Raw genomic sequence first — 17,843 nt, forward strand, 5'->3', positions numbered from 1 at the left:
CCCATCGCCGCCTGTCCGAAGCCGACAGCGCTTACTTTGCCGCCATGCGGATGGCCCCATCGAGACGGATGACTTCGCCGTTGAGATAGGCATTCTCGATGATATGGCGGACCAGGCCCGCGAACTCGGCAGGCCGGCCAAGCCGCGACGGGAACGGCACCATCTTGCCGAGCGCGTCCTGGACTTCCTGCGGCATGCCCATCAGCATCGGCGTCTCCATGATGCCGGGTGCAATCGCCATTACACGGATGCCAAACCGAGACAACTCACGCGCCACGGGCAGCGTCAAGCCGACGACACCAGCCTTGGACGAGGCATAGCCGGCTTGTCCGATCTGGCCATCGAAAGCCGCAACCGAGGCGGTATTGATGATCACGCCACGCTCGCCACCCGCATCGGGCTCGGACTTGCTCATCACCTCTGCGGCCAGGCGCAGCATGTTGAAGGTCCCCACCAGATTGATGCTCACCGTGCGTGCAAAGCTGTCGAGCGCGTGAGCACCTTCACGGCCAACCACCTTTTCTGCAGGCGCAACGCCTGCGCAGTTGACCAGGCCCGTGAGCCGGCCAAAACGCGCGCCGGCAGCATCGATCGCGGCGCGAGCACTATCGGCGTCGGTGACGTCGGTGGCCACGAACACTGCCCCAGCGCCCAGCTCGGTCGCCAGAGCTTCGCCCGCCTCGCGGTTGACATCGGCCAGCACTACCCTGGCGCCCGCCTCCACCAACATGCGAGCGGTCGCAGCCCCCAGCCCCGACCCACCTCCGGTCACCACGAAAACGCCATTCTCGATCTGCATCGCACTTCTCCTGTTCAGTGGGTTCTTGGAACTCGGCCCGGCCTGCGCAAGACTCGGCTGCCGACATCAGCGCGAACCATAGTTATCGTTAACGTAAACGTCAACATCAGAGCGTGGCGCGGGAAACCACTCGCCCACCCGCGCGCGCTATGCGTCGGCGAAGTCGAGATCGACCATCAACTCGTTGGCGAGCGCCTCAAGATCCAAGCGCACCGGCCCAAGCTCCAGCGTCGCCGGCACAGCCAGCTCCGCACGCGCGCGAAACAGCGGCTCACCACTCATCGACGCACTTTCGCAGGCCGTCTCGAGCGACTCGATACTGACCCCATGCCGGGCCAGCACCGCCGAGATATCACGCACGATACCCGGCCGGTCATGGCCGACGAGATCCAGGCCGACCTTGCGGACACTCGCAGCTGGGCCGGCAGCACCACGGGCAACCGCGATGCGCAGCCCCTGCCCTTCGAGCGCTTGCAATGCGGCCTCGAGCTTATCCACCTGCCCTGCGTCAACCTCGAGTCGCACCACGCCGGCGAACTGCCCGGCCAGGTGGGCCATTCGACTCTCCAGCCAGTTCGCACCACACTCGCTGGCACACCGCGAAACCGCATTAACCAGACCGGGACGGTCTGGGCCGATAAGGGTCAGAACCAGGGACGTCTTCATTCCATTTCTCCGTCGGCGCATTGCTGCAAAAGCCCCCGACCCACAAGCACTTGATGGTGATCTGCGCTATATCAATACTCGGGCCAGGGGAACTGCAATAATTATGAACGCAAGCGGCGCACCAGATATAGATGCCGCTGCGCAAGGAGGCGTCGCCGCACAGGCGACGGATGCATAGGAGACCCCCGAATGAAGGTGCCGCAGTTCCATGCCCGCAAGGGTGATGGACTTTACCAACCAATCGCATTCCTGTTCGTGACCGAACGGATGTGCGCAGAGATTCTTGCCGAGCGCGAGCATATCCTCGACACCCTGCCGCCGGACATGCGCAAGCGCCAGCAGGCGCTTTTCGCACGCTACGACCCGAGCGTGAGCGCACAGGCCTTCAACAGCCTGCTTCGCCTGTTCCACGGCCAGACTGCCTGAAAACAAGGGACCACAGACGCATGAAGGCAAAAGGCCAGCCCCATGGGGCTGGCCTTTTGCCTGAATCACTGGTGCCGGTGAGAGGAGTCGAACCCCCGACCTTCGCATTACGAATGCGCTGCTCTACCAACTGAGCTACACCGGCTAAGGGCGCGCATCATACAACAGGCCCCACACAACGGCAACCATGCGCTAGCGATCGCGTCGCACCGAACGGTCCGGCATGGGATGCCCCGCCGGAAGACGCGCGTCAATACAAAAAACTTTTGGCCGCATCTTCTGTTTATATCGGGAGTCGACTAAACTTCGCGGCAATTCGGGGCGGAGGAGACAGCCCGAACCAGAACGCGGCGCCGCGGGGCATCTGACTCCGCGGCAGCTCGCGCAACACCACGGGCCCACCCCACGCTGTCGCAGCGCCACCGCCGCACTGCACCTTGCAGCCTGCCCTCCAAGACGCCCCTCATGCTCGGCCTCGACTTCCTTGACATCGTCCTCATCGGCGTTGCCGCGTTTGCAGCCGGCGCAGTCAACTCCGTTGCAGGCGGCGGTACATTCTTCTCCTTTCCTGCACTGCTTGCCGTCGGCGTGCCACCCGTAATGGCCAACGCCAGCAACTCGGTCTCGCTATGGCCGGGCAGCCTGGCCGGCGCCTGGGCCTTCCGTCGCGAACTCAAGCGCTTCTCCAGGAGCCTGCCGGCACTGTCCGTGGTTGCCTTCTTGGGTGGCATCGGCGGCGGGCTGCTGCTGTTGCAGACCTCGAATGCGGCCTTCTCCGCGCTCATCCCCTGGCTGTTGCTGCTGGCGACGGTGCTGTTCGCCTTCAGCAGCCAGATCTCAACGCTGGTGCAGAGATGGAAACCTGCGCCGGCCGGACGAGATGAACGCCACATCGGCCCAGGCGGCTATGTGTTCCAGCTCCTGGTGTCGATCTACGGCGGCTTCTTCGGTGCCGGCATGGGCATCCTCATGATCGCCGCGCTCGCCATCCAGGGCTTCAAGGACGTACACGAGATCAACGCGCTGAAGAACTGGCTGTCGGCAATCATCTACAGCGTCGCGGTCGCAACCTTCGTGCTCGCCAATGCCGTCTCCTGGCCGCACACGGTGATCATGCTGCTCACCGCCACGCTGGGTGGATACTGGGGCGCCACCATGGCACGCCGGTTGCCGGCAATCTGGCTGCGGCGCTTCATCATCGCCGTCGGTGGCCTGCTCACGCTCTACTACTTCGGCAAGTCGGCCTGAGCGCGATGCATTCCCTCCTCGCACCCCTGACCGACAGCGGCCGCAGCATATGGACCTGCTGACCCAGATCATCCTCCAGGCCGGTCGTTCGGCCGTGGAGCTCGCGCTCTTCGTGCTGCTGCCGATCATGGTGGTGATGCTGTCGCTGATGCGCATGCTGGAGGCGCGCGGCGCAATCGACTGGGTGGTCGCGCGCCTGGCTCCCCTGCTGCGCCCGGCGGGCTTGACCGGGCTAGGCGTGTTCGCAGCCCTGCAGATCAACTTCGTCAGCTTCGCCGCGCCGGTCGCCACGCTGGCCATGATGGAGGGCCGTGGGGCCTCCGACCGCCACCTTGCAGCCACACTGGCGATGGTGATGGCCATGGCGCAAGCCAATGTCACCTTCCCGATGGCGGCGATGGGGCTCTCCTTCGGACCAGCACTGCTGCTGTCCTGCGTCGGCGGCCTGGCGGCCGCGGCGGCGACCTACCATGTGTTCGGGCGCGGTCTTTCGAGCATCGAAGGCCCCCTAGACGAGACACTGCGCCACCCAGTCGCCGACGACACCAAGGGCGTGCTAGACGTCATCAACCGCGCTGGCGCCGAGGCCTTCAAGATTTCGATCGGCGCCATTCCGATGCTGGTCCTCGCCCTCGTGGCCGTGATGGCGCTGCGCGCCAGCGGTGGCATCGATCTGCTGACCAGCCTGCTCACACCGCTGCTGCGCCTGTTCGATCTCGACCCGGCGCTCATACTGCTCACGCTCACGAAATACATCGCTGGGGGCACGGCGATGATGGGCGTCATGGATGAGATGCTCAAGAGCGGCGGCACCTCCGTCGCGACCCTGAACGCGAGTGCTGGCTTCCTGATCCACCCCTTCGATGTGGCCGGCGTGGCCGTCCTGATCTCGGCAGGACGCCGGGTGGCGGCGGTATGGAAGCCTGCCGCGCTCGGCGCAGTCGTCGGCATTGCAGTGCGTACGATCGGCCACGGGCTACTGTAGTAGGCTTGGGCGTTACACCGACGCCCGCCCCCTCGCAGCCCACTCGACAGTCACCACGATGATCGCCGCCCTGACCCTGCTTCTCGTCTTCCAGCTCGCCGGCGAAGTCATCGCCCGCGGCTTTGCGCTGCCGATTCCCGGACCGGTGATCGGCATGGCGCTGCTCTTTCTCGTGCTCATGCTGCGCGGCGGCCCGGGCGACGACCTGCGCCAGACCGCCGGCACCCTGCTGCAGCACCTGTCGCTGCTGTTCGTGCCTGCGGGCACAGGCATCGTGCTCTACGGCGATCGCATCGCCGCCGAATGGCTGCCCTTGCTGGTCGCACTCTTCCTCAGCACCTTCCTCGCCATCGCGGTGACCGCGCTCGTGCTCAAGGCGCTCACTCGCAACCGCGCACGCACGGCCGCGGAGCGCGAACAATGAGTCCGGACCTCGAGGAAATCTGGGTCTACCTGTCGGCGACACCGCTGCTTGGTCTCACGCTGACCCTGCTCGCCTACCAGGCCGCCTTCTGGATCTACAAACGCGCGGGCTTTCATCCGGTCGCCAACCCTGTGCTGATCAGCGTGGCCATCCTTGCCACCCTGCTGCTCGCCACCGGCACGCCCTACCAAACCTATTTCGATGGTGCCCAGTTCGTGCACTTCCTGCTCGGGCCGGCGACGGTCGCGCTTGCGATTCCGCTCTACGCACAATGGCCGCGGCTCAAGGCCATGGCGGGCCCACTCCTGATCGCGCTGGTCGCGGGCTCGCTCACCGCAGCACTGTCGGCTTGGGGCATCGGCGCCCTGCTCGGCGCCAGCCGCGAGTCACTGATGTCGCTCGCGCCCAAGAGCGTCACCACGCCGATCGCGATGGGCGTGGCCGAGCGTATTGGCGGCCTGCCCTCGCTCACGGCGGTGCTGGTCATCAGCGCCGGCATCATCGGCGCAGTGTTCGGGCGCGCCATCCTGCGCCGACTGCATGTCGGCGACCATGCCGTGCATGGCTTCGCGATCGGCATTGCCTCGCATGGCATCGGCACCGCGCGCGCCTTCCAGGTCAGTGAGCAGGCGGGCGCCTTCGCCGCACTCGCGATGGGACTGAACGGTCTCATCACCGCGCTGTCCCTGCCATGGATCATGCCCTGGGTGGAGCGCCTGTTCGCAGGTTGACGGCCCCCTCGGCAAAGCTTCGCCGCCACCTCCATGAACCGACCCGACGACAAGGCCGACAGAGTGCTGCACGCCATCTACCGCTGGATCGACCGTAACCTGCTCGAACTCGGCCGCGAAATGCGGCTGTCCTACCTGCCGCCGCTGATGGTGTATTGTGCGGCCGGCATCTCGGGACTCACCGGCATCGTCGGCACCTTCTTCGTCAAGGACTACCTCGGCCTGTCGGCCGCCTTCCTTGCCGCGCTGGGGTTCTGGGCCGGCATTCCGTGGGCGCTCAAGATGCCGATCGGCCATCTGGTCGACCTGCTGTGGCGCTACAAGGCCGGCCTCGTCTATCTCGGCGCCAGCCTGATCGCCGCCAGCCTTTTCATCATGATCGGACTGATCGGCAACCCCGACACGATGCGCGCGATCATGCCCGCCGAAGCCTGGTTCGTGCTGTCGGTGCTGCTCGCTCCTGTCGGTTACGTGATGCAGGACGCCGTTGCCGACGCGATGACGGTGGAGGCCGTTCCCCAGGTGGACGCCCACGGCCAGCCGCTCGACGAGGCGACCGTACGCCTGATGCACACCACCATGCAAACCCTGGGCCGGGTGGCCATCATCGGCGGCAGCGTGATGGTGTCGCTCGCCAACGTGGTGCTGTTCAAGGGCGCAGACGCACTGCCCGAGGCCGAGAAGGTCGCGATCTACCTGCACATCTACGAACTGGCGCTACTTATTCCGCTGCTGTCGGTCAGCGGCGTGCTGCTCGCCGGCTGGCTCAAGCGCCGCGAGGCGCGCCGCCTGGCTGCGCTCGGCCGTGACCGCGCCGAGATCGACCGCCTGCTGCACGAGCCCCAGGAACGCACAAGCCCCAACTGGTGGATCCTGGGCGGCAGCGCGGTGTTCGTCGCGCTCACGCTCAGCGTCGGCCTGTCGGGCATGCCTTACGGCCAGGAGATCATCTTCGCAGGCTCGTTCACCGTCATCGCAGTGATGATGGGCCGGCTGCTGCGCGAACTCACGCCCACTGCGCGCAACACCCTGCTCGGCACCGCCATCATCATCTTCGTGTTCCGCGCCATCCCCACTCCCGGCGCGGGGTCGACGTGGTGGATGATCGACGAACTCGGCTTCGACCAGTCCTTCCTCGCCAAACTGGCGCTGATCGCCAGCAGCCTGACCCTGCTCGGCCTGTTCCTGTTCCGGCGTTTCATGGCCGAACGCTCGATCGTCTACATCGTCGTCTTCCTGACGCTCGCCACCACAGTGCTGTCACTGCCGATCATCGGCATGTACCACGGCCTGCACGAATGGACCGCGGCACGCACGGGCGGTATCGTCGATGCGCGCTTCATCGCCGTCATCGACACGGCGCTCGAATCGCCGCTCGGCCAGATCTCGATGGTGCCGATGCTGGCGTGGATCGCCAACTCCGCCCCGGCGCACCTGAAGGCCACCTTCTTCGCGGTGATGAGCTCCTTCGCCAACCTTGCACTGTCGGCCTCGCAACTGGGCACCAAATACCTCAATCAGCTCTACACGGTAACCCGCGAGGTGCGCGACGCCTCGACTGGTGCAATCACGATACCCGCCGACTACAGCGAACTCGGCATGCTGCTGGTCACGGTCACGGCGCTCGGTCTGCTGCTGCCGCTGGTCGCGATCGGCCTCACGCGGAGCGCCGGCCTGCGCAGCGCGTGAGGCCGCAGCGGCAGGCCGGGCGCCTGCATGCATGTTGACCTTGCGCATTGCCTTCCAGCGCCCGCGGGCGGACACTTGAGGCCATTCAACCCCAAGGGAGGCGAAACATGACACCCAGCTCGGTACACGACATTCGCAACCTTGCCCTGCTCGGCCACGCGGGCAGCGGCAAGACCACGCTGGTCGAGGCGCTGCTTCTGGCCTCGGGCGCGATCGGCGCCGCTGGCAGCGTCGAGCGCGGCGACACGGTGTCCGATTTCGACCCCCAGGAAAAAGCCATGGGCCACTCGCTGCACGCCGCACTGGTGCATCTGGAGTGGGCCGGCCACTGGATCAACCTGCTCGACACCCCGGGCCTGCCCGATCTCGCCGGTCGCGCTCTGCTGACCCTGCCAGCGGTGGACACCGCTGCAGTGGTTATCAATGCCGCCGCCGGCGTCGAAAGCGGCACCCGCCGCATGATGGCAGCCGGCCGTGACAAGTGCCGCATGATCATCGTAAACCGGATCGATGCACCTGGCATCGACTTCGGCGCCCTCATGGACGACATCGTCGCAAGTTTCGGCCGCGAATGCCTGCCGCTCAACCTTCCCGCATCGGACGGCAGCCAGGTAATCGACTGCTTCTTCGCGCCCGACGAATCCGCCGCGACCGCGTTCTCCGGCGTGAGCGCCGCACACGATGCCATCGTCGATCAGGTCGTCGAACTCGATGAAGCGCTGATGGCGCAGTATCTCGAACAAGGCGAGTCGCTCGCGCCCGAGCAGCTGCATGCCCCCTTCGAGCAGGCCCTGCGCGAAGGTCACCTCATCCCCGTCTGCTTCGTCTCCGCGCGCAGCGGCGCGGGCGTGCGCGAACTGCTCGACATCCTTGGCAAGCTCGCGCCCGACCCCACCGAAGCCAACCCGCCCCAGTTCCTCAAGGGCGAAGGCAGCGCCGCCGAAGCGGTCGAGGTCATGCTCGACGCCGAGCGCCACGCCGTCGCGCACGTATTCCAGATCGCCAACGACCCCTACCGCGGCAAGCTCGGCCTGTTCCGCATCCATCAGGGGCAGGTGACGCCCAACTCGCAACTCTTCATCGGCGACGGCCGCAAGCCCTTCAAGGTTGCCCACCTGCTGCGCATGCATGGGCGCAACGCGATCGAAACCACGCTCGCCGTGCCCGGCGACCTGTGCGCCGTTGCCCGCGTGGATGAACTGCAGCGCGACGCCGTGTTGCATGACTCGCACGATGAAGACTACTACCACCTCGCCCCCGCCACCTACCCGCAGCCGGTGTTCGGCCTCGCACTGATGACGCGCAAGCCCGCCGACGAACAGAAGCTCTCCGAGGCGCTCACGCGCCTGCTCGAGGAGGACCCCTGCCTCGAGGTGAGCTTCGACCCGCGCAACCGGCGCACCGTGGTGCGGGGCCTCGGCGAGCAGCACCTCAAGATCGTGCTCGACGAGTTGTCGGCGCGCTGGAACCTGCAGCTCGACACGGCCACGCCGAGCATCCCCTATCGCGAGACCATCGCCATCACGGCCGAGGCGCGCTACCGACACAAGAAACAAAGCGGCGGCGCAGGCCAGTTCGGCGAGGTGGCGCTCCGCGTCGAACCGCTCGCGCGCGGCAGCGGCATCGAACTCGCCGACGAGGTGAAAGGCGGCACCATCCCGACCAACTTCATGCCCGCGGTCGAGAAAGGCGTCCGCCAGGCGCTGGAGGAAGGCGCCCTGGCCGGGTTTCCGATCCAGGATATCCGCGTCGTTATCACCGATGGCAAGCATCACGCGGTCGATTCGAACGAAGTCTCCTTCGTCACCGCCGGCCGCCACGCGCTCATCGAAGCCGTGCTTGCCGCGCGTCCGCTGGTGCTCGAACCCCTGCTCGACATCCAGGTGAAGGTGGCCGATGCCCTGTTCGGCGAAGTCAGTGCCGAACTCGCCAGCCGCCGCGGCCGCCTGACCGCCACCGACAGCCCCGCCGCAGGCTGGACGCTGATCTCAGCGCGCGTTCCGATGGCAGGCCTGGACGGCTTCGAGGGCAGGCTCAAGGCAATCTGCGCAGGAGAAAGCGAATTCGTCCTCGAAGCCGGCGGCCACGAGCCGGCGCCGCAGGACGTACAATCCGAACTGGCCCGCCAGCACACCGGCGGCGGCAACGGCAACGGCGCGCACTGAGCGCCCCCAGGCCCGGCGTGCAGGCGCCGGGCCGCAACACTGACATGAAGCTGAGCGAACGCCAACGCGCCTACTGGCGCAGCAACCTGTTGCTGACGTTTTGCCTGCTGTTGATCTGGTTCGGCGTGACCTTTGTCGCGGGTTACTACGCCAACGAGCTCAACAGCTTACAGTTCATGGGCTTTCCGCTGGGCTTCTACATCTTCGCCCAGGGCTCGATGATCACCTATCTGGTGATCATCGCCATCTACGTCACGGTGATGAACCGTCTCGACCGCCGCTACCGAGTGAAATAAGGCCCGGCGTAGCACTGCCCGCAGCCCAGCTCCTTACTTGCCGGAACCCGAGGCAGACTCGTCCGCTGCCTTCTTCTTGCGCCCCCAGGCGATCGGGTGCGCGTGGCGGCTGAGCATGAAGTCGAGCAGGAACTTGCTCCAGATGGTCACGCCGGCGGTCGAACTCCAGGTCTCATACTCGAGCTGAAGCACCAGCACGCCGTAGATCACCATCAGGATGATGATGCCGCACACGAAGTTGATCACCGCGGAGAAGGGCGCAAACTTCGCCGGGTTCGCTGGCGGCATGCCGCGCTTGAGCGCGACCTCGGAGAAATCGCGCTTGAAGACGATGCGCCAGGCCCGCCGCAGCCAGAAGAAGGCGATCGGGAACAGGGCCACAAAGAGAATCCAGGTCAATACGGTGCTTACATCCAGAACCATTCACTGCTCCAGTCACGGCTGACGGCAAAAAGGCCGCAGCCCGCAAGGTGCCATAAAAGAAAGAACCCCGCCATGGAATCCGCTGGCGGGGTTCTCGGGAGGCCCTCTGGGAGGGAGCCTCAGTACCAGACTCGAAGCTTAGTGCGCGCCGTCGACCGCCTTGGCGCCACGCGGGATACGCACTTCTTCAACCAGGTGCTGGATGTGCTCCGGCGGCTCCTTGGTCACCTTATCCACCGCGAAGGCGACGATGAAGTTCACCACCGCACCGATCGCGCCGAAGGCTTCCGGCGTGATGCCGAAGAAGCTGTTCGGGCCACCGATTAGATCGACGAACTCGGTGCCCTTGATGAAGAAGATGCCCTTGTGAGCAAACACGTAGAACAGGGTGACGGCCAAGCCTGCCAGCATGCCGGCGATGGCGCCTTCCTTGTTCATCTTCTTGGAGAAGATGCCCATCATGATCACCGGGAACAGCGTGGACGCCGCGATACCGAAGGCCAAGGCCACGGTACCGGCCGCGAAGCCCGGCGGGTTCAGACCGAGCCAGCCGGCGAGCACGATGGCGCCTGCCATCGCGAACTTGCCGACGAGCAGCTCGTTCTTGTCCGACATGTTGGGTGCGAACACGTTCTTCACCAAGTCATGCGACACCGCGGACGAGATCGCCAGCAGCAGACCGGCAGCGGTCGACAGCGCCGCAGCCACGCCACCCGCCGCGACCAGCGCGATCACCCAGTTGGGCAGCAGCGCGATCTCGGGGTTGGCCATCACCATGATGTCGGCGTTGACCGTCAGCTCGCTGCCCTTCCAGCCAGCCTGCTCGGCCTTGGCCAGAACATCGGCGCTCTTGGTCTTGTCGTTGTAGTACTGGATGCGACCGTCGCCGTTCTTGTCTTCCCACTTCAGCAGGCCGGTCTTTTCCCAGCGCGACATCCAGTCCGGACGCTCGTCGTACTTGAGGCTGGACTCTTCCGCGTACAGATCGCCGTTGGTGGTGATCGCGGTGTTGACCGTAGCGTGCAGGTTGTACTTGGCCATCGCGGCAACAGCGGGCGCGGTGGTGTACAGGATGGCGATGAAGACCAGCGCCCAACCCGCGGAGTAGCGCGCGTCAGCCACCTTCGGCACCGTGAAGAAGCGGATGATGACGTGCGGCAGGCCCGCAGTACCGATCATCAGCGACACGGTGTAGACGAACATGTTGAGCTTGCTGCCCGGCACCGAGGTGGTGTACTCGGCGAAGCCAAGGTCGGTGACGACCTGGTTCAGGCGATCCAGCAGGGACACGTCGGTACCCACCAGGTTGGCGCCCAGGCCGAGCTGCGGCAGGAAGTTGCCGGTGAGGTTCAGCGAGATGAACACGGCCGGGATGGTGTAGGCCGAGATCAGCACGATGTACTGCGCCACCTGGGTGTAGGTGATGCCCTTCATGCCGCCGAACACCGCGTAGGCGAACACGATGCCCATGCCGAGGTAGATGCCGGTCTCGTTGCTGACGCCGAGGAAGCGCGAGAAGGCCACGCCGACGCCGGTCATCTGGCCGATCACGTAGGTGATCGAGGCAATCAGAAGGCAGACCACCGCCACCGTGCTGGCCGACTTCGAGTAGAAGCGGTCGCCGATGAACTGCGGCACGGTGAACTTGCCGAACTTGCGCAGGTAGGGGGCCAGCCACATGGCGAGGATCACGTAGCCGCCGGTCCAGCCCATCAGGAACAGGCCGCCGCCGTAACCCATGTTGGCGATCAGGCCGGCCATGGAGATGAAGGACGCCGCCGACATCCAGTCAGCCGCAGTTGCCATGCCGTTGGTGACCGGATGCACGCCGCCACCAGCGACGTAGAAGTCGCTTGTGCTGCCGGCCCGCGCCCAGATGGCGATACCGATGTAGAGGGCAAAGGACGCGCCCACCACCAGGTAAGTCAGAGTCTGAAGTTCCATGTCTCCCCCTGTTTATTCTTCGTGGACGTCGAACTTGCGGTCGATCTCACCCATCTTCTTCGCGTAGAAGAAGATCAGCGCGATGAACACGTAGATCGAGCCTTGCTGCGCGAACCAGAAGCCCAGCGGGTAGCCGCCGAGGTGGATCGTGTTGAGCACATCGGCGAAAAGGATGCCGGCGCCATACGAGACCAGGAACCATACGATCATGATCTTGGTCAGGAGGCTCAGCGTGGCTTTCCAGTAGCCTGCTGCATTGTTTTCCATAACGTCTCCTCGTCTGAAGTGAAACTCCCGCGCCGTCCTTCTCCGGCCGCAATACGGCCTGATCCACACGACTGCGGGCGCATTATAGAAACATCAGTCTTACTTATCCCTTACAGCGCCTTACAACAGGCTCCGGCCGCTCAAGCGATCTGCACCGTGTCGGAGCGCCCCCCTCCCCTGTTGTCGACCCAGCTCACGCTCAGCTCATCGCCCTTGGCGCCGCCCTCGAACCTGAACGCCAGACTGGGATTGGCCGACACCGAAGTGCTGAACTCGGCGGCCAGCACCACCCTGTCCTTGTGCCTGACGGTGACCGAGGTAATGAAGTGCGCGGGAATCAGCTCGCCGGACGCCGACCTGCGCTGACCGGTTTCCATGTCGTGCGACATCCGCATGCGAACTTCGGTAATGCCGTCCTTGGCGATGGCACGGATACGCGTCGGATTTGTCATAGCCTTGCTCTCCTTTTCCAATGCACACTCAGCCGCCGCAGCCGCCGAGGGTCACCCTGACTTCCCGCTTGGCGACGAAGTACTTGCCGTCAGCCCGCACCATGGCCAGCACATTGGATGTCTGCCCCATCTTGATGCTTGTCTGCACGTCGGCCATCGTGCCCGACGCAATCACGAAGGAGGCGGCGACCATGTTCAGGTTCTTCTCGACCATGATCACGATCTGATCGGTGCCGGGCAATGTACTGAGCACACCGACCGGCACCGCCGCACCATCTTCGGCAATGTCAGGGGCGGAAATCAGGATGCCGCCACTCTCGGCCGGCGTGGTGGCGCCAAGCGCGGCGACGACCGCATCCAGGCTCTTTGCGCTGAAGGCCGCCTCATTTCGGGCCGCGTGCGCAAGCTCCGGCCTGATGAAGCCGATGGCCGCAAGCAAGCCGAAAACACCCAAGCCCCCTGCAGCTTTCAGGGCGTCCCTGCGTTGATGATTCATCCTTTCACTCCTTGTCGACCAAGCCTTTCATTGTACCCAGGCCCTTCGGCATTGGCTGCGCCACCCCTGAGCCGAGGATTTCCTCCTCGGCCGATTGGATATACTCTGGCCTGTTACGGCCCAGGCCCCAGGACCCGAAAGCGGCTCGCGCCCCATCAGAAGACTTGAACGGCAACCCAACGGAGGAACAACGCAGTGCAACTCAGGATCGCAATCGCCGCACTCGGCCTGGCCGGCCTCGTCGGCACGGCACAGGCGCAGGACGCCGACCCCCATCTCGCCCGCAACCTTGCCGCGACGTGTGCGAACTGCCACGGCACGAACGGCAACGCACAGAAGGGCATGGCGTCACTCGCTGGCGAATCGGCCGAGAAAATCATGAAAAAGCTCGCTGACTTCCGCTCGGGCGACGCGCCGGCAACGATCATGCACCAGATCGTCAAGGGCTACACCGAGGAACAGCTGGCGCTGATCAGCGAATGGTTCGCCGCGCAGAAATAAGGCTCACAGGGGAACAACGATGATCAACAGACGCGACTTCATCAAGGCCATCGGCATCGCTGCGGGTGGCACCACGCTGACCGGTCTCTCCGGGCTGGCCAATGCGGCAGGCTCGACTGCAAAAGGGCACATCGTCGTCGTTGGCGGCGGCTTCGGCGGCGCCACCGTCGCCAAGTACCTGCGCATGTGGAGCCAGGGCAGCGTGGATGTGACACTGATCGAGCGCAACACGCGCTTCGTCTCCTGCCCGATCTCCAACCTGGTGATCGGCGGCCTGCAGCAGATGGACGACATCACGGTCAGCTACGACAACCTGCGTGAAAACTGGGGCGTCAAGGTGATCACGGACGAGGTGACCGCACTCGACCCCGACAAGCGCATGGTTACCACTGCCAGGCATGGCACGCTGGGCTATGACCGCGTCGTGCTGTCGCCGGGCATCGACTTCATCCCAGGCGCAGTCGCAGGCCTCGACGGCAACGAGGAACTCGTGCCGCACGCCTGGAAGGCCGGCCCGCAGACCGCACTGCTGCGCAAGCAACTCGAGGACATGCCCGATGGCGGCGTGTTCGCGCTCACCATTCCGCGCGCACCCTATCGCTGCCCGCCGGGGCCTTACGAGCGCGCCTGCCTGGTCGCCAACTACCTGCGCGACACCAAGCCGAAGTCCAAGGTGCTCGTGCTCGACGCCAACGACGAGATCCAGTCCAAGAAGGGCCTGTTTACCAAGGCGTTCGAGAGCTACGGCGCGCTTCTCGAATACGTGCCCGGCAGCAAGCTCGAGGGCGTGGATGCGGCCAGCCGCAAGGCACGGCTGGAGTTCGACGAGATCAAGGCCGACGTGCTCAATGTCATCCCGCCGATGCGTGCAGGCAATATCGCCGCTCAGGCCGGCCTGCCGCTGATCAACGAGCGCTGGGTCGACGTCGAATGGCTGTCGATGGAAGCCAAGGGCGTGCCGGGCGTACATGTGATCGGCGACGCGATCTTCCCCGCGCCCACGATGCCGAAGTCCGGTCACATGGCCAACCAGCATGGCAAGCTGGTCGCTGCAGCCATTCTGAACCTGCTCGAAGGCAAGGCTCCGAACGCCGCCCCCGTACTGATGAACACCTGCTACAGCTTCGTCGATGACAAGAACGTCATCCATGTTGCTTCGGTTCACCAGTACAACGCCGAAAAGCAGCAACCGTTGCCAGTGGAAGGCGCGGGCGGCGTTTCGGCTGCAGCCAATGAGCTCGAAGGCAAGTTTGCGATGGGCTGGGCGCGCAACATCTGGGCCGACATGCTCGCCTGACGAGTCCCCGCCGCTGCAGGCGCCTCCGCGGCGCCGCGCTGTCATGACGAAGGGGGCGCACGGATCCTGGATCCGTGCGCCCCCTTCGTTTCCGCCCCGAGGCCGTCGCCTTTATCAGTCCAGCGTACTGATGTAGAGCGACACCGCCTTGACCTCTAGCTCGGTGAGCTTCGAGGCGATCGAGTGCATGATCTCGTTGTCGTTGGTGCGCTGACGCTTGTTGAACGAATTGAGCTGGGCCTCGGTGTAGCGTGGCACCTGCCCTGCGAGGCGCGGCAACTGTTCGGTACCCAAGCCACGATCGCCGTGGCAGCCGGCACAGGCCGCCACCCCGGAGAACTCATTGCCGCGATGGAAGATGAAGCGCCCTACCGATGCGAGATCCTTGTCTCGTGCCTCGCGCGGCTTGGTCGGCTTGGTCTCGAAGAACACACCGAGCGCGAGCATTTCGTCCTCGGCAAGATCCTGAACCATGCCACCCATGGTGTCGCTGGCACGCCGGCCGGACTTGAAGTCCGCCAGTTGCTTGGCGATATATTGGTGATGCTGGCCCGCCAGGCGCGGATAGAGCGGCGAAGAACTATCGCCTTCAGGCCCGTGGCACAACATGCAACGCCCCGCATTGATCGCGGCGGCGCGCTCGAGATCGACCTGTGGCAGTTCCCCAGCCGCCGTGGCGAGCGAGGCGAACATGAACATTGACGCCGCGACCATGATGCTTCTGCCTGCCCTCATTCCTGCACTCTCCTGTTCGCGACAGGACGGCCATCGGCAGCCTGTCAATGGTTCAAGGTTAGCAGAAGCGTCAAACGTGCAGAACGCCTCAGACCGGCTTAAGAGACCGAGAGCCGCTCCGGGCGCGGACGGTCAGTCCCAACCCAGCTCGAGAAACCACGGACTCCCGCCCTGAGCCAGTGCCGAGCGCACATAAGGCACCATCTGCGTCGGCAGGCAACGCGGATCATGCCAGTCCAGCGCATCGCACTTGTCCGGTTCGCGGATCTCGGGTCGGCCAGCGAAGGCGTCGGCCCGGACGAAGAAATCGATCCGGTTGGTATCCGAACGTCGGTGGACAGTACCGACGTGACGCAGATCGCCCAACTCGACCCTGAGCCCTGTTTCTTCAAGCAACTCTCGCCTCGCCGCCTCGCCGATGGACTCACCCGGCTCGACATGCCCTCCCGGCAGACTGAACAAACCGTCGAAAAAGCCGGTGCCCGCGCGCCGCATGAGCAGGATCCCTCCTGCATCCTCGCAGATCACATGAACACCCACGGGAATGCCAGCATGCCTCATCAGTGCTTCCCGGTACTGCCGAATCCGTCGGCGCCGCGTTCGCTCTGGGCGAACTGCTCGACCAGGTTGAAGCCAACCTGCAGCACCGGCACCACGACCAGCTGAGCGATGCGTTCCATGGGCTGAATAGTGAAACTCGCCCGCCCCCTGTTCCACACCGACACGAAGATCTGCCCCTGGTAGTCGGAATCGATCAGCCCGACCAGGTTGCCAAGCACGATGCCATGCTTATGCCCCAGTCCGGAGCGCGGCAGCACCATTGCAGCCAGCCCCGGGTCGGCGAGATGGATCGCCAGGCCGCTCGGCACAAGCGTCGTTTCTCCCGGATGGAGGGTGATCGGTGCCGGCAGGCAGGCACGCAGATCGAGGCCCGCAGCACCCTCGGTCGCATAAGCAGGCGGATGGGTTCTGAGGCGCTCGTCGAGCAGCTTCACGTCGATTCGATGCATATCCATTCTCCCTGCCCACCGCCAGCCCACGGCCGGGTGAGCGTCAATTCACCACAAGATCCGTCCGCCCAGCCCCCGCGCCGGTCACGCCTGCGGTCTGCAGCCATCGAGCAGGCGCGCAAGATGCGAAACAATCCCATGCGCAAGCTCTGCCTTCGGCGCACGTGGCAGCGGATGGCGGCCGGCGTCGTCATACAGGACCACGGTATTCTCATCACCGCCCATGCCGTCACTCACCAGGTTGCCGACCAGCATCGGCAAACCCTTCCTGCGCCGCTTGCCCTCCGCATACGCATCGAGATCCCGGCTTTCGGCCGCGAAGCCTACACAGAAAGGGGCGTCCTGCCTGGCAGCCACCTCGGCAAGAATGTCGGGGTTCGGCGTCAGCGCAATCTCGAGCGTCTCGCCGCTCTTCTTGATCTTGTGCTCGGCAACCTCCAGCGGGCGGTAATCGGCCACGGCCGCAACGCCAATGAACACGTCGGCTCCAGGCAGGGCGGCGAACACCTGCTCGCGCATGCCCAGGGCACTCCCTGCGGTGACCCGGCGAACCCCCGCGGGCACCGGCAGGCTGACAGGCCCGCTCACCAGCACAACCTCCGCACCTGCCTGGGCACAGGCGCGCGCAAGCGCGTAGCCCATCTTGCCCGAGCTGATGTTGGTGATGCCACGCACCGGATCGATCGCCTCGAAAGTCGGGCCTGCAGTCAGCACCACCTTGCGCCCGGCAAGCACACGGGGCACGAAAAAGCCCTCTAGACGCTCCACGATCTCCTCGGGCTCCAGCATGCGCCCCATGCCGACCTCGCCACAGGCCTGATCGCCGGCGGCAGGGCCGAACACTTCGACGCCATCCTCGCGCACCTGAGCAAGGTTGCGGCGAGTAGGAGGAGACTCCCACATCTGGCGGTTCATCGCTGGGGCAACGATGAGCGGCACATCGCGTGCAAGGCACAAGGTGCTGAGCAGATCGTCTGCCCTGCCCTGCGCGAGCCGGGCAATGAAGTCAGCCGTAGCTGGCGCAACCAGGATCGCATCGGCATCACGGCCAAGGTCGATGTGCGCCATGTTGTTGGGCATGCGCGCATCCCACAAGTCCGTCCACACCGTATTGCCCGACAGCGCCTGGAAGGTGACGGCAGTCACGAAGCGGGCCCCGCCCTCGCTCAGCACCACGTGGACGTCCGCCCCGGCCTTGCCGAGCAGGCGCACCAATTCGGCCGCCTTGTACGCCGCCACCCCCCCGGTGACACCGACGACGATCCTTCGACCCTTCAACATGATCATGC

General features: G+C 64.9%; 21 protein-coding genes and 1 tRNA gene. 10 read left to right on the forward strand and 12 right to left on the reverse strand.

Translation table 11 applies throughout. The features are described 5' to 3' along the window. Positions 1 to 31: 31 nt before the first annotated feature. A complete protein-coding gene (locus tag LQF09_RS14100; protein WP_002938190.1) occupies positions 32 to 799 on the reverse strand; it encodes a 3-hydroxyacyl-CoA dehydrogenase in 768 nt (255 codons plus the stop codon). Between the two features lie 147 nt (positions 800 to 946). Further along, positions 947 to 1,486, reverse strand: coding sequence for a glycine cleavage system protein R (locus LQF09_RS14105; RefSeq protein ID WP_333482869.1), 540 nt, complete (start codon positions 1,484 to 1,486; stop codon positions 947 to 949). 168 nt (positions 1,487 to 1,654) lie between these two features. On the opposite strand from LQF09_RS14105, the gene LQF09_RS14110 reads away from it, so the two are divergent. Beyond that, entirely contained in the window at positions 1,655 to 1,891 is a 237-nt protein-coding gene (locus tag LQF09_RS14110; RefSeq protein WP_002924413.1) for a hypothetical protein, read from the forward strand. Between the two features lie 69 nt (positions 1,892 to 1,960). Here LQF09_RS14110 and LQF09_RS14115 read toward each other — a convergent pair. Next, positions 1,961 to 2,036 (reverse strand) — tRNA-Thr (locus tag LQF09_RS14115). Positions 2,037 to 2,356: 320 nt separating this feature from the next. Between LQF09_RS14115 and LQF09_RS14120 the strand changes: the two genes are divergently transcribed. The 7 genes from LQF09_RS14120 to LQF09_RS14150 all read left to right on the forward strand — a co-directional run bounded on the left by LQF09_RS14120 (position 2,357) and on the right by LQF09_RS14150 (position 9,429). Next, entirely contained in the window at positions 2,357 to 3,139 is a 783-nt protein-coding gene (locus LQF09_RS14120; protein WP_002924434.1) for a sulfite exporter TauE/SafE family protein, read from the forward strand. Positions 3,140 to 3,188: 49 nt separating this feature from the next. Next, positions 3,189 to 4,124 carry a hypothetical protein gene (locus LQF09_RS14125; RefSeq protein ID WP_002924435.1) on the forward strand — a complete coding sequence of 312 codons (936 nt, stop codon included), beginning with the start codon at positions 3,189 to 3,191 and terminating at the stop codon, positions 4,122 to 4,124. Positions 4,125 to 4,182: 58 nt separating this feature from the next. Continuing rightward, positions 4,183 to 4,548 (forward strand): CidA/LrgA family protein, encoded by a 366-nt coding sequence (locus tag LQF09_RS14130; RefSeq protein WP_002924442.1) that lies wholly within the window; start codon positions 4,183 to 4,185, stop codon positions 4,546 to 4,548. Further along, a complete protein-coding gene (locus LQF09_RS14135) occupies positions 4,545 to 5,279 on the forward strand; it encodes an LrgB family protein (RefSeq protein WP_002924443.1) in 735 nt (244 codons plus the stop codon). The genes LQF09_RS14130 and LQF09_RS14135 overlap by 4 nt, the downstream gene beginning before the upstream one ends. A 63-nt stretch (positions 5,280 to 5,342) precedes the next feature. Continuing rightward, positions 5,343 to 6,968 carry a hypothetical protein gene (locus LQF09_RS14140; protein ID WP_270069891.1) on the forward strand — a complete coding sequence of 542 codons (1,626 nt, stop codon included), beginning with the start codon at positions 5,343 to 5,345 and terminating at the stop codon, positions 6,966 to 6,968. A 107-nt stretch (positions 6,969 to 7,075) separates the two neighbouring features. Beyond that, entirely contained in the window at positions 7,076 to 9,133 is a 2,058-nt protein-coding gene (gene fusA / locus LQF09_RS14145; protein ID WP_270068276.1) for an elongation factor G, read from the forward strand. A 44-nt stretch (positions 9,134 to 9,177) separates the two neighbouring features. Continuing rightward, complete coding sequence (locus tag LQF09_RS14150; protein WP_002924445.1) at positions 9,178 to 9,429, forward strand: DUF4212 domain-containing protein; 252 nt, start codon at positions 9,178 to 9,180, stop codon at positions 9,427 to 9,429. Between the two features lie 33 nt (positions 9,430 to 9,462). On the opposite strand, the gene LQF09_RS14155 is transcribed toward LQF09_RS14150, so the two are convergent. The 5 genes from LQF09_RS14155 to soxY all read right to left on the reverse strand — a co-directional run bounded on the left by LQF09_RS14155 (position 9,463) and on the right by soxY (position 13,011). Then, entirely contained in the window at positions 9,463 to 9,852 is a 390-nt protein-coding gene (locus tag LQF09_RS14155; protein ID WP_002924449.1) for a hypothetical protein, read from the reverse strand. Between the two features lie 138 nt (positions 9,853 to 9,990). Next, entirely contained in the window at positions 9,991 to 11,796 is a 1,806-nt protein-coding gene (locus tag LQF09_RS14160; protein WP_270068277.1) for a sodium:solute symporter family protein, read from the reverse strand. A gap of 12 nt (positions 11,797 to 11,808) precedes the next feature. Continuing rightward, on the reverse strand, positions 11,809 to 12,063 hold the full coding sequence (locus LQF09_RS14165) for a DUF4212 domain-containing protein (RefSeq protein WP_002924454.1): 255 nt from the start codon (positions 12,061 to 12,063) through the stop codon (positions 11,809 to 11,811). 140 nt (positions 12,064 to 12,203) lie between these two features. After that, the gene (soxZ, locus tag LQF09_RS14170; protein ID WP_002924457.1) at positions 12,204 to 12,515 is read right to left on the reverse strand and encodes a thiosulfate oxidation carrier complex protein SoxZ; all 312 of its coding nucleotides are present in this window, start codon (positions 12,513 to 12,515) and stop codon (positions 12,204 to 12,206) included. A gap of 28 nt (positions 12,516 to 12,543) precedes the next feature. Further along, positions 12,544 to 13,011 carry a thiosulfate oxidation carrier protein SoxY gene (soxY, locus tag LQF09_RS14175; protein ID WP_002924459.1) on the reverse strand — a complete coding sequence of 156 codons (468 nt, stop codon included), beginning with the start codon at positions 13,009 to 13,011 and terminating at the stop codon, positions 12,544 to 12,546. 195 nt (positions 13,012 to 13,206) lie between these two features. Between soxY and LQF09_RS14180 the strand changes: the two genes are divergently transcribed. Beyond that, positions 13,207 to 13,512, forward strand: a complete 306-nt coding sequence (locus tag LQF09_RS14180) for a c-type cytochrome (protein ID WP_002924465.1) — start codon at positions 13,207 to 13,209, stop codon at positions 13,510 to 13,512. A gap of 19 nt (positions 13,513 to 13,531) precedes the next feature. Then, complete coding sequence (locus tag LQF09_RS14185; RefSeq protein ID WP_002924467.1) at positions 13,532 to 14,809, forward strand: NAD(P)/FAD-dependent oxidoreductase; 1,278 nt, start codon at positions 13,532 to 13,534, stop codon at positions 14,807 to 14,809. 114 nt (positions 14,810 to 14,923) lie between these two features. Here the strand turns inward: LQF09_RS14185 and LQF09_RS14190 are convergent, their stop codons facing one another. The 4 genes from LQF09_RS14190 to coaBC form a co-directional block, all read right to left on the reverse strand. Continuing rightward, positions 14,924 to 15,544, reverse strand: a complete 621-nt coding sequence (locus tag LQF09_RS14190; RefSeq protein ID WP_270068278.1) for a c-type cytochrome — start codon at positions 15,542 to 15,544, stop codon at positions 14,924 to 14,926. A gap of 132 nt (positions 15,545 to 15,676) precedes the next feature. Continuing rightward, positions 15,677 to 16,105, reverse strand: a complete 429-nt coding sequence (locus tag LQF09_RS14195; RefSeq protein WP_002924472.1) for an NUDIX hydrolase — start codon at positions 16,103 to 16,105, stop codon at positions 15,677 to 15,679. Then, positions 16,105 to 16,554 carry a dUTP diphosphatase gene (dut, locus tag LQF09_RS14200; RefSeq protein WP_002924474.1) on the reverse strand — a complete coding sequence of 150 codons (450 nt, stop codon included), beginning with the start codon at positions 16,552 to 16,554 and terminating at the stop codon, positions 16,105 to 16,107. Before dut ends, LQF09_RS14195 begins: the two co-directional genes overlap by 1 nt. An 84-nt stretch (positions 16,555 to 16,638) precedes the next feature. Continuing rightward, complete coding sequence (gene coaBC / locus LQF09_RS14205) at positions 16,639 to 17,841, reverse strand: bifunctional phosphopantothenoylcysteine decarboxylase/phosphopantothenate--cysteine ligase CoaBC (RefSeq protein ID WP_002924475.1); 1,203 nt, start codon at positions 17,839 to 17,841, stop codon at positions 16,639 to 16,641. Positions 17,842 to 17,843 lie beyond the last annotated feature (2 nt).

Source organism: Thauera sp. WB-2 (genome assembly GCF_027594845.1).
Taxonomy (GTDB): domain Bacteria; phylum Pseudomonadota; class Gammaproteobacteria; order Burkholderiales; family Rhodocyclaceae; genus Thauera; species Thauera mechernichensis.